This is a genomic window from Erwinia sp. GW821-FHT03D09, from assembly GCF_059420805.1.
In genome coordinates this window covers 21508-37630 of the sequence record NZ_JBWKUK010000024.1, presented here as the reverse complement: position 1 = coordinate 37630, position 16123 = coordinate 21508, and the positions used below count along the sequence as shown (strand labels likewise).

At 49.3% G+C, this 16123-nt stretch carries 14 protein-coding genes and 1 pseudogene; all 15 read right to left on the bottom strand.

Annotation, left to right across the window (positions count from 1 at the left end):
- Nucleotides 1-3: 3 nt before the first annotated feature.
- Complete coding sequence (locus tag AC07U6_RS20085) at nucleotides 4-897, bottom strand: NAD-dependent epimerase/dehydratase family protein (protein WP_494763566.1); 894 nt, start codon at nucleotides 895-897, stop codon at nucleotides 4-6.
- The gene (locus AC07U6_RS20080; protein WP_494763567.1) at nucleotides 894-2033 is read right to left on the bottom strand and encodes an L-histidine N(alpha)-methyltransferase; all 1140 of its coding nucleotides are present in this window, start codon (nucleotides 2031-2033) and stop codon (nucleotides 894-896) included. Before AC07U6_RS20080 ends, AC07U6_RS20085 begins: the two co-directional genes overlap by 4 nt.
- Nucleotides 1945-2949, bottom strand: coding sequence for an enediyne biosynthesis protein UnbU (locus tag AC07U6_RS20075; RefSeq protein ID WP_494763568.1), 1005 nt, complete (start codon nucleotides 2947-2949; stop codon nucleotides 1945-1947). Before AC07U6_RS20075 ends, AC07U6_RS20080 begins: the two co-directional genes overlap by 89 nt.
- Entirely contained in the window at nucleotides 2922-4775 is a 1854-nt protein-coding gene (locus AC07U6_RS20070) for an FG-GAP repeat domain-containing protein (RefSeq protein ID WP_494764536.1), read from the bottom strand. Before AC07U6_RS20070 ends, AC07U6_RS20075 begins: the two co-directional genes overlap by 28 nt.
- 23 nt (nucleotides 4776-4798) lie before the next feature.
- Nucleotides 4799-5443: a LuxR C-terminal-related transcriptional regulator gene (locus tag AC07U6_RS20065; RefSeq protein ID WP_494763569.1), complete on the bottom strand. Its 645-nt coding sequence runs from the start codon at nucleotides 5441-5443 to the stop codon at nucleotides 4799-4801.
- Nucleotides 5440-6402 (bottom strand): DUF1702 family protein, encoded by a 963-nt coding sequence (locus AC07U6_RS20060; RefSeq protein WP_494763570.1) that lies wholly within the window; start codon nucleotides 6400-6402, stop codon nucleotides 5440-5442. The genes AC07U6_RS20065 and AC07U6_RS20060 overlap by 4 nt, the downstream gene beginning before the upstream one ends.
- Nucleotides 6399-7592: a glycosyltransferase gene (locus AC07U6_RS20055; protein ID WP_494763571.1), complete on the bottom strand. Its 1194-nt coding sequence runs from the start codon at nucleotides 7590-7592 to the stop codon at nucleotides 6399-6401. The genes AC07U6_RS20060 and AC07U6_RS20055 overlap by 4 nt, the downstream gene beginning before the upstream one ends.
- 38 nt (nucleotides 7593-7630) lie before the next feature.
- Entirely contained in the window at nucleotides 7631-9310 is a 1680-nt protein-coding gene (locus AC07U6_RS20050; protein WP_494763572.1) for an FAD-dependent oxidoreductase, read from the bottom strand.
- Between the two features lie 6 nt (nucleotides 9311-9316).
- A complete protein-coding gene (locus tag AC07U6_RS20045) occupies nucleotides 9317-10621 on the bottom strand; it encodes a beta-ketoacyl synthase N-terminal-like domain-containing protein (RefSeq protein ID WP_494763573.1) in 1305 nt (434 codons plus the stop codon).
- Nucleotides 10618-11382, bottom strand: a complete 765-nt coding sequence (locus tag AC07U6_RS20040) for an SDR family oxidoreductase (RefSeq protein WP_494763574.1) — start codon at nucleotides 11380-11382, stop codon at nucleotides 10618-10620. Before AC07U6_RS20040 ends, AC07U6_RS20045 begins: the two co-directional genes overlap by 4 nt.
- A complete protein-coding gene (locus AC07U6_RS20035) occupies nucleotides 11379-13271 on the bottom strand; it encodes a beta-ketoacyl-[acyl-carrier-protein] synthase family protein (protein WP_494763575.1) in 1893 nt (630 codons plus the stop codon). Before AC07U6_RS20035 ends, AC07U6_RS20040 begins: the two co-directional genes overlap by 4 nt.
- Entirely contained in the window at nucleotides 13264-13539 is a 276-nt protein-coding gene (locus AC07U6_RS20030; protein ID WP_494763576.1) for an acyl carrier protein, read from the bottom strand. The genes AC07U6_RS20035 and AC07U6_RS20030 overlap by 8 nt, the downstream gene beginning before the upstream one ends.
- A gap of 24 nt (nucleotides 13540-13563) precedes the next feature.
- The gene (locus AC07U6_RS20025) at nucleotides 13564-14700 is read right to left on the bottom strand and encodes a DegT/DnrJ/EryC1/StrS family aminotransferase (protein WP_494763577.1); all 1137 of its coding nucleotides are present in this window, start codon (nucleotides 14698-14700) and stop codon (nucleotides 13564-13566) included.
- Between the two features lie 42 nt (nucleotides 14701-14742).
- Complete coding sequence (locus AC07U6_RS20020; RefSeq protein WP_494763578.1) at nucleotides 14743-15096, bottom strand: VOC family protein; 354 nt, start codon at nucleotides 15094-15096, stop codon at nucleotides 14743-14745.
- 275 nt (nucleotides 15097-15371) lie between these two features.
- A pseudogene (locus tag AC07U6_RS20015) lies at nucleotides 15372-15473 on the bottom strand (IS5/IS1182 family transposase); the annotation flags it as partial.
- Between the last annotated feature and the right edge of the window lie 650 nt (nucleotides 15474-16123).

Genomic DNA, 16123 nt, shown 5'->3' with positions numbered 1-16123 from the left:
GTGTTAAATCCCGCGACCGTCGGAAGGCAACACCATTGCGCGATGTTGTTGATCCTCCCATTGGTCAATAATTATTTGCGCAAGACTGCTTCTACAGGCTCGCCAGCCCAATAACTTTCTTGCGGCCAGGAGGTCGCTGGTTCGCGGAGCAGGTTCTATGCGGCTCTTAACACTACGCTTTTTGATTTCAACTCCCGTTATTCGCTCAACTGTTTCTACAACTGTTGATACGTGTTGTGGTAACCCGGTGCCAATATCTATAACAAAATGTCCCTCAATCGGGGCCAGGCAGGCAGCAACGATTGCTGAAGCAGCATCGGCGATATGGAGATACTCACGAGGAGGTGCTTGCTGAAAAATTTTGAGCGACGTGCCTTCGCGGGCTGCGCGAAGAGCATTGCCGATTAGCCCGACACAGGGTTCGCGATGTGCACCTGCTATGGCTTGAAAACGCAGTGATATGCTACTTGCTTTGTTACCCGCGCACTCTACAACCAAGACCTCTGCTGCTCTCTTGGAACTTGCGTAAGCCAAAATCCCCTGATTAGCCTCCGGTTGTGTCTTTCCTCCTGCTGCCATTGCACTGGAAGCAAATACTATGCGACAGGCATTCTGGGCAGCAGTGAGCAGCTTTTTCGTTCCAACAACGTTTGCTTCCCAATATAAATTATCAGATGGTGTGATTGACTGGTGAGGATGGATGCCCGCAAGGTGACAAACCACGTCAGCGTGTTGCAGCATGCGCAAAGCGGTTGGTTCGGCGGCGCCTATTAAGAATTTACTGAAAGAAAACGATTCAACTTTTACATTGGTCGCCTTCAGCGCCGCCAACACTTGTTTGCCAAGATAGCCGGTAGAGCCAGTTAAGACCAGACTCGGTGCTTTCTGTTCTGTCATATCTTTGAGACCGTTGCTAAAAGCATAAGCTCGGGCCCGATGCTGTTGATTGCTATGTCAGATTTAAGACCGGCATTACTAATCGCATGCTGCCAATCTTCCGAAGAGAGGAAGCGGCTGGAGCAACCGTGTCTATGTTCAGGTAGGGGAAGTAGGTTCAGGAAAAATTCTTGATGGACTTGCTCACCCAAGCCACAAATCGACTCGCTCGTTATAAGAACACCTCCTTCTTTGAGAAGCGAAGACAATATTCGCAGTGAAGCCGGGAGGTTATGAGCATTGTGAAGCGCATTGACAGCAAGCACAACATCGAAGCCCCCAGTTGAAACGTGTTTCCTCGTTGGCTCAGCATTAAAATCATAGGGTTCAAAATTGAATTCTATTAGCCCGGTAGCGCGTTGGTTCAGTTTGTCCGCAGTTGAGCGAAGAAGACTTGCACTGATGTCGGTTGCAAGATAGCTAACGGGCGCGGTTGCAACCTGTTCGAGGGCATTTAGTGCGGTTGTAGTCGCACCACCGGTACCAACACCGATTTCGAGTATCCGCAACGGAACACCTTCTTTGACTCGCTCTACCAGCGCGGTCGCCGCCGCTTGATTCAGAGGAGCATAGAGTGGATTTGACGAACTGTAGTAGCCCCGCCAGATTTGCAGACCATCGCCAGAAAAAAGTAAATTAGTGCCGTTCGATTCACCCGCAAGGAAACCTGGATAGGCATCTCGAGCAAGTGTCAAAAAAGACGATGCCGATCCGTTTGGTAGAACGGGGGAATTGAGTGATACTTCACGTGCCGAAGCCAATCGCAGCCATTCCAAAGCTTGCGATCTGGTGGAGGGAGCTGATTCATTGCCCTCATATTCAGAAACTATGTCTCGCGCATAGCCGCCTACTTTTGACCATGCAGCTTCAAGAAGCTGCAGGTACTCTTCGTCTATGAGACTATCAACGATTGCCAGATTTCCATTTTTCACAGGCCGTGGTGGCCTTTCTTGCATCGATATTGTTTGCGTTTTCCACTGATTACCATTCATATCAACGAGGCCCACCTTAACCATGGCTACTTTGCACATCAGGCGCAGAGAGAACTTTAGCGCCACGCCTGTTGGATATTGCCAGGAGAATACCGCGGCTGGCACACACTATCGTTAATGCGACAAAAATGCCGAAAACCTGGTGAAACGCCATTAGCAAGCCATAAACGAAGGCGACCGACAGCCCAAATATAATCTGGCCACGAGTCGAGTATGGTGTGGTGCCTGGGTCAGTTACCATATAGAGGGTGAATAGAATGAGGGCCATTCCGGTTAACGGTGCCAGCGCGGCATCGAAGTCAACGTTGGGATCCAAGACTGAGCGCAACGCAGCTTGAAGGATAAAGCCACCGATCCAGGCAGCAATGAGGGGCACGCGTGCGGTAAAAACAATGTTCAGAAATAAACCGATAATTGTAACAACAACAGGGAGCACGATATCACCACTGGCTCCAAGCTCTGCTGTAAATTGATATGGCGCAGCAATGCTGATTGTTTCAGGAAAAAACAAAAGCACAATCGTTATTCCAAAGTTGGAAGGGTTGAAATAATGGCTGCTGCGCTTTCCAGTCCAAACTCTAAAGCAGTACTTGCTGCTCATCGCGACAACCGCAGCGACGATAAAAAGATCCAGGCGGTTGCTTGCGTACAGGAGCATACCAAGAGCGAGTCCCGAAATATGGGCAGGAAGGAGAAAGTCGATAAGGGTGGTCACTTTGACCCGAACCGATGAACCGGCAGCAGCAGCATACAAGGGTCGCCGTTGTTCATGACGTGATGTCATCGTCTCCATAAAAAGCTCAGTTATGTAGCAAGCAAGCACGGCGACAAGCGGCTGTGCGATGCTTTGTTCAAAACCGAGGTAAGCATGACCGGCAACAGTGAGTAATGTTATCCCGGTAGCGAATCGACGTAATGCTGCGACACGGAGAGCGGCAGGTGTTGCCGGACGGAGTCTTGCAATTAACCGTGTCCATGCGCCTCGATTTTGGATTACGACGGCAGGAGTATCGTTTGCCATTTTTGATTTACCTCTATTGTTATGGAACGGACGTTTCCTTCAAAATCCCGCCATTTTATTGTCGCATTTAGGGGGGCTGTTGTTTTTTCAGTGAGGCCCAAATGGATGTCGGTACTCTGTTGCCCACTGTGACCGTTGCCGCCATCAACAAACGCTATTTTTCGATTACCAGACGGTAATTCAAGAGAGACAGTTGCACCAATCGCGGCCGTCCCGCTGACGGTATGAGCGGGTTTCAGTCCGTCGAGGTTACTTGTGAGAGCCAGGCCACGGACTCGCAGTAGCCGAAGCCCCACGAACGGCCCGCATGGCGCGCATTCGTTTACCACAAGCCGGGAATCGGCAAAATGGTTGGCTTCAACCCAATCAAGATCGCCGTCACCATCTATATCGGCCAGAGCAATCCCTCGGGTAATTCCAATGTCATTAAGACCGGAGGCTTCGGCGACATTTTGAAATGAACTTTTTGTGTCTGCCCGGCTGAAAACAACGCGTGGCGCTGCTCCACTCATGTCACCTCTGAGCAGGTTAGGCCAATTTCCTGGGTTGGAAACCAGCACATCATTTGCAAGCGCTATTTCTTGTATCTCAGGCCAACGATTCACTTTTCCTCGAACAAATCCTGTGGCCTGGAGAATTTCCGGGATCCCGTCATTATCCAGATCTGCTATCTTGTTATCCCAGCTAAAGGCCGTGCGCGCGGCCGCAAGCTCCTCACTCGCGTTGTGGAATTCAAGCGGGTCGTCTTTGGAACCAGAATTTAGAAACAGCATTTGAGTTTCGAAAAGACCCCATCGTTGCGTAATATTACTGACAACAATGTCCAGGTCTCCATCGTTGTCGAGATCGGCAATTGATGCGCCCATTCCCTTGAAGGAGTCTCTGCCCAGACTGTGAGACAATGGTTCGCCGAATTTTTTGCTCCGTGCTTTGCGCGGCTCCAGCTGCAACTTACCATTGCCTGACGTGTTGAGAAAAATTTGATCTGGACCAAAATCATTGGCGACAAAAAGCTCCGGCAAGAGGTCGCCGGTAAGATCCGCCGAGGCTGAAGCAAGCGTCCAACCTTGCCCATAGTTGGGCTCGAAAACGTCAGGAGCCATCTCGAAATTTCCAGGTTCACCCGGTTTCTGGAGCAGAATTCGATTCATGCCACCATTAAACGCGTGCGAGAAGGAAGTGTGCATAGAGACCGTTTGGCGCGATTGAGTATCAAGAAGCTCTGAACCGTCTGCGAAGTAATTGCCGACGAAGATATCCAATAAGCCATCTCCATTAAAATCGGCGATGTGCACAGTATTTGTATACCAATCGTGCTCTGGTTTTTGAGTAACAAAGATATCCGATGCGGAGAAATTCCAATTACCTTTGTTTTCGAAGAGAGCTGGCGGACGTCCCCAGTAATAAACCAACACATCTGACCAGCCGTCGCTATTCAGATCGGCGATTCGACACCCCATTGGCGCTATTGCGTGGGCAGTGCCGAGAGGGCGCAGAAAACCATGGACAATATGCGCAGGTTTATTTGGATCAGAAGATACTGTGCCAATCGAAACTGTGTCAGAACGAGGATCCACGTGGCACAAATCATTCATAAGGCCATCACCATCCAGATCGTCTAATGCAGCGCTAGCACCGGTGGCACTGAGCCAGGACGCAATGTGTCTGACCGATGGGTTTACTGCTCGCTCCTCTTGCAAAGGAGCGGTGGCTGGAGGCAGCGAACGTAACGTTAGTGGAAGCGATTTTGAAATCTCATCAACCGAATAAGTGGTTGATAAATATCCAAATACCAACGCTAATACTGGCAAAAGAAACTTAATCATTTTCAAAAAAACACCTCCGTGTTTCACATTTGTTTAATAAATCCGTGCTTAACGGCGGCAATGATTGCCTCGTTACGGTTCTCTACTCCCAGCTGGCGATACAGCGCTTTCATTCGGCGGTGCATAGTGCGTTCGGATGCGTTTTCTTCACGGGAGATTTCCGCGATACTGTGCCCCGCAGCTAACTTGTTGAGAGTTCTGAGAGATTGGTTGTCCAGAACGACTGGGCTTCTGCCTGTGAATTGACTCAGCAATTCATCCACAATGGAATGAGGCAGGCGCACAGCCCCCTCTAAAGTGGCTGCGAGGGTTTTGATAATCTCTGTGGGATTCGCGCCGTAGCAGACCGCCCCGGATGCTCCTGCGTTCAAAACGCGAGCGTAACGATCACTGGTGTTTTCCAGAAGAAGCGCTACAGTACGAACCCTCGGATCGAATTTCTGAATGCGACCCAGGGTCACAAAATCTTCTTCTTCTCTAATTGAGTGTAAAATCGCGAAACAGCAATCACTTACGCCCAGGGCTACCCGGAATTGCTCGAGCCAATTCAGGACATCCTCTGGCTCGGCTACTTCGTAGCCAGCTACTTTGAGGGCATCCATAAGTCCGCGGCGGTAGGCTGGTATCACGTCACGGACAGCGCAAATATACCGTTTATCACTCATCATGTGATCTCGTAGTGTTGGAAATCGCCCCGCAGTTCGTCCTGCCATTTTGTATAAACATTTGTTGGGCAGGCATTGATTGATCGCGGTTCAATCAGGCATCTCGAAATGAGCCGCTGCGCGTTCTGTTTTTCGCCAGGTGTCAGCGAAAAAAGCCAGCTAGAAAAAGTCGCTGGCGTTGACATTGCCCGAGCTGTCAAGCCAAATGCATATCCCTGCAGATAAGCTGATTTGTTAGCGCGGATTGTGGTTAGAAAGGAGGAAACCGGCGATACCATTCCTGCAAAGCCCGAGGCTAAACCAAGACCAGAATCGAGGTCAGCGGATAGCTCGTTTCCTACCCTTTTCCGCTGGCGTTCAATGATAGAAACGTTTGCCATTGTGAGGAACCATAGAGCTCTGCCGTATCCCTGAACCCACAGTCGCTTCTTTGCGTTTGAAACAGGCGGGATTCTTAAGTCAAAGTATGGAGGGCGAGCGAACAGGAAGGCGCGCGCAAAGGCCGTCCCATCAATAATGAGCACGCTGAAAATATCCGTTGCGTCAATTGAGTTTTGAAAACTTCGTGTGGGGCGTAGCATAAATGCGTTCCACCACCCCCAACCGGCGTAAATAACGTGCTTGAATCCGGGCAGATGGTAAAGCAGATCAGACGGCCCTGCGGAAGCCTTAAAAACAGGCAATGCACGAGAAACAGCGAGTGCCAACGAGGCTCCTTCAACGTAGAAAGGTTTGAAGAATTCCTCATTGTTGCTTTCAACGTACCTGATTGAAGCGCCGACATCACCGGTCGCTATGGTTTCGCTGAAACCAGAAACGAACGTTGAAGCTATCTTTATTACTAAACGCCTGTCCGCAGGGGCACAACGAAAGGCTGCCACGCGGCGCGCCACGATCCACTTTAGAATACCTGGATGGCTGGCCAGCGCCTGGCTTTTGCTTAATCTTAACGCGTCCTTCATCGCTTTGCCTTTGATGCGACGTTTTCAATGAACCGAACCGCATCATTGTCAATCGGAGGGACTGCCAACGCCTCCCTTTGAAGTTTGCGTGCTTGTCGGCGGTATTTAGGATCCTCCAAAACATGCTTGACAGCGTCGGCTACTTCAGCAGAACTCAGTTTTGTCCAGTCAAGCTGAACTGCCAGTCCCTTTGCGCAAAGTCTATTTGCAATCTCAAAGCCATCAAAGAGCAGGGGCACTGCAACAATGGGCACGCCGCAGACGATGCCTTGTCGTGCTGTTGAAGGGCCACCATGCGTGATCAAGAGATCGATGTTACGCATCAAGAGCGCTTGCGGCGCCCAATCGACAACATGGACGTTTTTGGGGATGTCATGTTCGTCAATAACCTGTTCGCCGTTCCAGTTTAGACTCTTGCCGACCGAAACAATTGCATTAGCGTCAATCAAACCCAGGCCGTCGACAACGTTACGCAGCGCAGGACCAAAACCGGGGATTGTTGCGGCCGCAGTACCAAAACTTGCATAAATCAATGGCTTTTCGGCGTCCGCAATGTTGGCAATCCAATCAGGGAGGACTTCTCCCCTGCCGACACCGTCAACGCGGACAGAGAAAGTATTCGGTAGCGTAAGTTCTTCAGGCGCAAACGTTGGACACATCATATTGATGTGCCCATATTCATATTGCCTGGATCCCTGCGCATCATCTGGCAAACCGAGTTCTGCACGTCGTTCATTTAACGCCGCGACAATGCGGTCTCCAAGAAACATGCCATTAAAATCTAAAACGCCGATAGAAATGTGCGGTAGATTGGCCATCTCGGCAGCTAACAGGCCTCCCATCTCGCCAGAGTCACGCATAACGATGTCGGGCTTCCAGCTATCGATAATTGTTTTGACATCTTTCGCCATCGAGATAGCGGCCGGGCCGCACAACATTTGTGCCATGAAGTCTTGTGTAAACTCCTCCATCTTTTCTGGGTGTACATCATCCACGCGGTCGTCGATCGCTTTGGGTATCCAGTCTTCGCCGGCATCGAAATGCTTCAGGCCAGCGCTAGTCACTACTTCTCTAAAATTTTCCAACACGGCGATGGCCACGTCGTGGCCTTCACGCTTCGCAGCTTCTGCAATCGGAAGTAATCCCAGGAGGTGATCGTGGGCAGGAGGACAAGTGACTAAAATTTTCATTACTTTTACCTCTATAATTGTTCTTCAATAATGTTGTTTCAAAACGCACTCGAGCTGGTTATGCGATTTTGGAGCATGGAAACCGCGTCGAAAGCCGCCTCTAAGGCGCCGTCAAGAAAAGGCCGGTCAGTTACGTCAGCCCCGGCGATGGCTATGCGCCCTACGCCGCGCGCAAGCGCTTTCTTTTCTTCGATAGAAGCGAGCGATTTGTCTCTATCATCAAGCGAGGTGGTGTAGCAGGGGTAACCATTCGGCCAAAGCTCAACCTGGCATGCGTGAATGTCGTTTTGCGCATCAAATCCAGAAGGTCCAAGCGCGCATTCCAGTAACCGAATTAGTTCATCGCGCAGCTTTTCCGCCTGATGCGGCTGATTAAGAAATTCGCGACCCATGGCAGCGGCCACTGAAAGCCTGTCATGAAGGAAAGTCGTTGCACCTATTGCCGTTATTGTGTTTGGTTGGTCTGGCGAGTCCGGCGGAGAATAAGCGCCGATTTTGACAGGAAAACCAAGTTCTGCACGTTGCCATGATGGGTGGCCGGGCCAACTCAGGCTAGAGATGCCAAGTTGTTCCCATGGACGCCAATTTGACACTGCGACCGTGGCAGTGATTATTGGCAACCGACCCATTGCCGACGAGGTCGTCTTTTGCTCTTTGTTTAGTGCTGGAATAATTGCTTCGCACTCGGTCGCCCAGGTCGCGACTATGACAGCTGAACCGCTGTATTTGGCACAACGACCATCTGACGTTGTTGTTTCAACGACTACTTTGTCTTCACCTGTCGACTCGATGGTCTTTACCGTTTCATTGACATGGAAGCGACGTGTAGCCGCCGGATTGCGCAACTTTTCGAAGTCAATAGTCTCGCCTAAGCGGGTGGCTACAGTGTCGCCCTGGAAAATGTCGGGGCGTAGCCAGGCTAAAAATGCTCTCGCTATTGTGGCGTTACCGTCAGGGAATCGATAGGTTGTCCGTGAAGAACTGTTGAAAAACTTTGCGCCAGCTTGGGTTAAGCCTGGCCATGGACCAGGCAAGTCTGGTGCTAGCGCTCCTATTGGCGGATATCCAACAAGCGCTGCATCAAGCGCCGGGTGAAGGCTAAAAGGCAAGCCTGAGCTGGGCGAAGTCCAATAGGCAAAGAAACGTTTAACTTCCGGGTGGCATTTGCCAAAGTCCGTCAGAACTTCTGTGCACGACCGTGCTTGAAGTGCCTGAAGCTTTTCCGTTTCGTCAAGCCCTTCGAACCAGGGAACTTCACCCTTGAATATCTTAGAGAGCTGGCTCTTGGCTTCATTGCAGAGCGGGGCGTCCGAAAGCTCAATGCCTTCTTTGTAACGCCAAAAAGCCATACCATCATATTCCCATTGGTCCGCAGAAAAGCAAAACGCATGGTTTTTTGCCCCGCGGCTACGATAGTGCGAAAAATCAATGTTCTTCATCAAGTCGTCAATGTCTATTCCGATCGTCGTCATTGTTGACCTGACTGTGGAAGAAAAAGACTCCGGAAAGGTAAGTTCTTGCGCACCGCCAGGTGCCGCCATGGAATATCCATTGACCTTGAAATTATGATCGACAGACGATCCGCCAATTCTGGAGCTTGCTTCAATTATTAAAATTTTCGCGGAGGCATCAACCCGGGAACACCAATAGAATGCAGCTGCCAGACCTGAAAGACCCCCACCAACAACGATTAGATCAAAGTCAGAATTGGGCATCATCGAAATTCACCTTTTTGTTTTCTGGTTGTAAGCCACATCTTGCTGGAAAGATGTTTCATTGCAACGGCCAAGCACGACGGCTCCATAGAAGCCAGCGAAAGCTGCAGATGCTTTCACAGCAACGTTAATGTCAGTCGTTCGCCAATCGCAGTTCTTTGTGACTAACAGGTCTGTTTGAGAAGTCTCTGGCGGAACGTTGTGTGGTATTTGCTGAGCCTCGATTATCTTTGCGAGGATTGCGGCCTCCAGAATAGAAGCGCCTCCCAGATTGTGGCCGAAGAAAGGCTTTAGAGGCAGGCAATATGGCTCGTTTACGCTCTTTGCCCAAACGTCTTTTAAACATCGCTGCTCGTACTGATTAGTCGAGCGAATGCCCGTGTAATGTGGCACAACAACATTGACCTGGTCTGGCTCAACGTAAGCATCACTGAGCGCTCTTCGAATTGCACGTGCCTGATTGGCCTTCTGGGGGTGGGGGGCGCTCACACGCCATCCGTCTTGTGTGAATCCAGCCCCAAGGTATTCGGCATAAATTCTAGCGCCACGGGCGATAGCATGATCGCGGTCCTCGAACACTAGTGCCGCACCACCATCACCGAAAACGGTCCCTCCGGCTTGCGAAAAGCAAGCCGACAGTTTGCCGCTGAGCTCGTAAAGACCTCGCTTCGCAAACCACTCAAATTTCCCGGAGCTTAGCGGATCATCGCAACCTGTCGCTATCGCGATAGAGGCTCTGTTATTGCGAATCTGCGAGGCAGCGCAGTCCATCGCGTTTAGACCTGAAGTGCACGCTGAATTAATATGGAAGCACTCACCGCCCAGTCCAAACATTCGAGCTATCCTATACGGAACAAGGAATGAATTTAGTTCAAAGACCTGATCTGAAAGAGACGCACTTTCTACTTCAGAAATACCCTGGTATAGCTTCCGAGAGAGCTGCTCAACGCCAGGGTGCTCATCAGCAACAACAACGCCGACTTCATCAAGATCGACACCAGCAGACCGTACGTTGGCATCATCAAGCGCAAGACCAACAGATGCTATAAGGTGCTTCAGGTCGCGCGAGTAATCGAGACTCTCTTTTTCGAGCTGAACTCTTGGAAGTACAGTGTCAAACATTTCGCTAATTGAGTATTCAGGTGCCACGAAAGCTTGAAACTGCGTTATCGTTCCAGATGGGCCGGGAACCTTGACTGGTGTTGCTATCGGTCGCTTGTTGCGGATGCGCTGCCAGGTCTCCTCGATTCCAATTCCAGCTGCGGAGACGATGCCTATGCCGGTAATGACTGGACGCGATTGGGGTTTTTTCATGCTGACAGGCCCCCATCGACTGTAAACGTCTGGCCGGTTATATAACTTGCTTGTTCAGTCGTCAGGAAAGCGACAAGCGATGCGACTTCATTGGGCTGCCCAAAACGTCGAAACGGAATATTGGCGAGGAAATTTCGGGTTGCTGCAGGAGGCAGGTCTGCTGTCATTTCGGATTCAATTAATCCGGGTGCAACCGCATTAATGGAAACGCCAAACTGACCAACTTCTCGAGAGACCGAACGAACGAACGCTTCCATACCAGCTTTGCTGGCCCCATAATTGCTCTGTCCTGCCAAACCGTTACTCCCTGCGACAGAGGAAATGAAGACGATGCAACCTCTCTTTGCTTGTGTCATCGACTTCAAAGCCAGACGTGCAAAGTCCGCTGCCCCCCTCAAGTTTGTGTTCAGGACCACGTCCCAATCCTCTGTGGTTTGAAAGACTTGTGGCTTGTCCCTGCGGATCCCCGCGCAATAAATCAAGTTGTCGGGTTCCCCCAACTCGGCAACAAGTTTGTTGTACGCCTCTGCTATGCTTTGACGATTGCTGGTGTCGCATTGAACCGCACAGTGCAGACTCTTCTCTGGATCAATGTTTGCGATGAAGGTGAGCAGCTCTTCTTTTCGTAAGAGGTAGGTTCCACCCACCCGTTGCCCCTGTGCTGAAAGTTCAGCAAAAACTGCCTGACCAATCGCTCCGCTGGCACCGATCACAAAGCTCACGCGATGCTGCTTGTCTTCATCCTTTGAACTGCCCTTCATGAAATGTGCTCCTCGGTTCTGAGCGCATTTTTCTTGAATTTACTGGCCCAGCTTATTACGCTTTCTGTGCTGCCAATCGACGTATCCAGGTGCAATTGTTCGGCTGGTCCGATATAATGCCTTCCAAGGAATTCGGGCCTTGTTGCCAACACTGTGATCGAAGCGACCGTACCATCAGAATCACCGTGCGACTCATATACGCCGCAATAAACTAAGTCAGCGCAGCCTGCCTCGATCAACGCAAGCGACTGCTGAAACGCAGAACTATAGCTGAGCGCTCCCGACGAGATCACGATGTTGGGACCACGGCAATCGGCGGCAATCGCTGCAGCTCCAACAGCCGCATTGTGAACCGTCCATGGAAACAATCCCGGGTTAACGATCGCGTCACCTTTTTCTACTGACTCGGTTAAGAACCGTTCAATGTCTGCGCTGGCACCTGTTTCGGAACCAAGAACTATTCCACGTCTTTGAGGATCTGGAAGTTCAGCCGTCTCGGCATCTTCAAGCCAACGCTCTATAGCCGCTACGACAACTGCTGCGCGTTTAGACCGAAAACGCTGGACGAGAACCTGCAACCTGTCTTGATCGAGTTCGGGCAAGCTTCCACCGCTCCAATGATTAATTGGATAGTCAAATGCAATACTGGCTGTAGCGCAGTAAATTTTCGGTTGTTCGGATTTGGACCTAATGACACGAGGAACGCTACGCTGTTGAGGGCGCCCAAGCGCTATGCTTGTGTTGTTGCCAAAAAACGCAAATGCATTGTTGAGAACCAGATCTATTTTGCAACTGGTTTCAGTACCTGACACGAGATTCAAGTTGAGCGTTGACTGGCCTTCTAAACCCAGTTGAGGAATTAGTTTCTGATTTTTAATGCCCAAAACACACGCGACCAGCTCAATTGCACTGGCCGCGCCAAGCGAATGTCCAATTGAGCCTTTTATCGAACTTAAGGCTGGGCATTTTGAACCAAAGAAGTTTGTGTAGCCCTTTGCTTCAGCGGCGTCATTCTGTAGTGTCCCGGTTCCATGTGCACACACGTAGTCGACTTGTGTGGGCGACAGGCTTCCCAGTGCGGACTGCATGGCTCGCACCATGCCTTCGCCTTCTGAATCAGGTGTGGTCGGGTGTTTGGCATCGCAGGACATGCCATAGCCCAGGATTTCAGCAAGCGGGTTAACACCTCGGGCTGCAGCATGTTCGGCCGACTCGATAACAACAAAAGCAGCACCTTCGCCCAAAAGCATTCCATCGCGATCTTCGGAAAAAGGTCGACATTTTTGCGCAGCCATGCCACGCATTCGGGCGAAGCCAACGAATGCCATCTGCGAAAGTACTTCAGCGCCTCCAGCGACAATTATTTCGGCTTCACCGGACTCGACAAGTTGGCAAGCCCGAATTATCGCGAGATTTCCGGCGGAGCAAGCAGTTAGAAACATCTGAACAGGCAGGTTGTCTCGAGAAAGTGAAAGAGCTCGTCGCAAACTTTGATCAACTTTAAGCTTCATCGGAATGTCGATACCGTTAGATTTGCAGGCGCGAATTTCCACTTCGTGAGTTGCAATATCGCCAACAGTTGTCCCAACCAAAACCTGATCCACATCCGATGCATTACAGTTTGCCTGAGCCATTGCCTCGTTTTGAGCTGCCACCGCGAACGCACAAATACGGGATTCAGACAATAGTTCTCCGTCGATTGTTTCATAGCCGGGAACCCAGGGTCCGATTTCGCTAGCAATGCGATTTGGTATTCCAGTTGGCGAGAACAGCGAAATTTCTCGGAATCGATCTTCAGGCGATTGTATTCCTTTCCAGAAATGCTCAGCACCAATTCCTGCACTTGAAACAACGCCAACGCCTGTAATTACCGGTGTTCTATTAATCATGCCTGGTTGCCTCAGAGATTTCTTTCACTACGCGTTCTGCATAATCGATGATCTCAATAACGGTATCGAGCACCGGAATGTTTTTTTCGGGAAACATGAAACCGAAATGAGCCTCTACTTTGGCGACAAGCTCAATACTCCCAAGTGAGTCCAATCCAATAGCGGACAACGAGGTATCTGGTGTGACGTCTTCGGGATCGACCCAAGCCAGCATCGCCGCAAGCTCGCACAGGTCTTTCTCCAATTTTTCTCTGGTATTGTTTGTCATAGACTAAATACTCTCACTTTGGATTTAACTTAATTTGCGGAGACTCTCCGTAATGCGCCGAAGTTCGCCAATTACGCGAAGCTGTTCGTCAATTTGAAGCGACGGGTACATAGGCAGAGAAAATATTTCATTTGACGATCTCTCGGTGATTGGAAGATCTCCGACTTTCATGCCGAGATAACCAAATCCTGACATCAGATGAATAGGCCAGCGATAGGAAACATTAAGGCAAATACCGACCTGCTCAAGTTCGTTAAGAATCACATCTCGTTCGGGATGTCTCACAACGTAGAGATAGTATGCGTGCTCATTTCCAGGTGAAATTGTCGGAATTCCAATTTCAGTGTCTGCCAACCATTCGTCATAACGTGCTGCAATCGCTCGCCTTGCGCTGAGATAGTCTGGCAGTTTCCTTAACTTATAGCGTAGTATTTCGGCTTGAACTTCATCCAGACGACTGTTGAAACCTGGTGTGTTTTCAACAAAATACCGGTCCTTCATACCATAGTAGCGTAATTGACGAATGCGTTCCGCGATCGCAGCGTTATTGGTGATAACAGCCCCGCCGTCACCATAAGCTCCAAGGATTTTCGTCGGATAAAACGAGAAAGCTGCAGCGTCCCCGAAGGTGCCGACAATTTTCCCATTGTAGGTGGCACCGTGTGCCTGTGCACAGTCCTCAACGACAGCAAGTCCGTATTTTTGCGCTATTTTGCAAATTGAATCCATATCTGCGGCCTGCCCATAAAGATGGACAACCACGATGCAAGTTGTTTTTGGTGTAATGGCTTCCTCAATCTTAGATACATCAACGAGAAAGCTGCCATTTCCCTCTATATCAACGAGTACGGGTTGAGCGCCAATTGAATTGATAGCAACAACTGTTGGAGCTGCAGTATTAGCTACTGTGATGACTTCATCCCCAGCACAAATACCGACAGCTCTTAGAGAGAGTATTAAAGCATTCGTGCCGTTATCGACGCCAATGCAATGACGAGAGCCATGATACGAAGCGAATTCATCCTCGAATCCGGCTACGCTTCTGCCCAAGATCAGTTGGCCCGAGCTAAAAACCCGGTCAACCGCCGCAAGTATTTCCGCTCGATCATTTTCGTATTCTCTTTTGTAGCTCCAAACGCCAACTTCAATGTTTTGACACACATTCTCCCCCCCTAAGAATTCATTTCGCTAATCAAGACTGCTCTACATTTCCTGGACGAACATCACGGTGTTTCCTGCTGGATCGCTGACTTGCGCAAGCTTTATGAATCCCAGGTCCTGTGTTTCGCTCGCGGTAACACCAGCGTCTTGACAAACGGCCCTCTGTGCTTCGATATTGTGGACCCCGCAAACTACAAATGATTTACCTGCAAGGCTTGGATCAGGAGCAAGCGAAACTTGAATCCAGGCATTTTCTGCCAGCTGCCATTCGGCGATTCCCTCATCAGGTGTAACATCCGGCTTGCGCCCAAGCCATTTGGCGTACCATTCAACGGCTTCGTCGAAATCATTCACGTGAAGAACGGAAAAAAGACTCGTAAAGTTGTTATTCGGCATTTCCTTACTCTCCTAATTAAATTGAAAAGCCCGTTTTTTAGCTTGCTTGCAGTCTCAAACTCCCTTGTTAGTTCAAAATTTTAAGCACAAAAAAAATTTAATTTCAATTCCAATTTTTAAATTAAATTTAACAGTAGAAAAAAAAATTGGATGGCGCCTCTAACTTTGTTAAATTCAGTGTATAAATCTAACTTGTACTCTTTATATAGAAGTATATTTCTACCCAGTTATTTATTAATCAGAGTTAACTGGCAAGACAGTATCCGGTTCACTCGTTATGCGATCCGGATGCTACCCGGCATCAGCACTTTGACCATCACCATCGCTTCACCGACCTGTGCGCCATAGTCTCTCAGGCTCAGATAGTTGCACAGCAAGGCACTGATATATAAAAAATTATTAAAACTTCAGAAAAACCAGATGGTGCTGCCAGAAGGAATAGCTCAGGTGTCCGGAAAAAGCGTAAAAAGCTGACTTTTGACGTTCCCCTGGCTTTGAATTAGGCGCTTTGCCATCGACGAATATTTCCTCAGCTTTCTCACCTATTTCTAACGATATTTTATCCTAACTTCATCGACTCCTGGCTTCTGAATGTTCCGTTTTATGTTAATACCCCTTCTTTTCGTAATAAATTTGAAGAATACAAATATTCACCATGGCATGACCGCGCCATTTTCCGTCTCAGCTATGCCATAAAATTGACACTTTGCTATCGACAAATATTCCTTCGAAGTTTTCAGCTATTTCTAACGATATTTAATCCTCATTTCATCAACTCCTGGTTCTGAGTGTTCCGTTTTATGTTAATACCCCTTCTTTCCATAACAAATTCGAATAATATAAATATTCACCCTGGCATGACCACGCCATTTCCCATCTCAGTTATGCCAGAAGATTGGCTGTCTCGGCACCTAGACATGGCGCGATTCGTAGCACTAATATTAAAACGCTGCTAAATCAGCTTTGTTGAATAAATCGAACTTTATAGATGATTGGCAGATCTGATCGCTATATTCGTTTCAACATC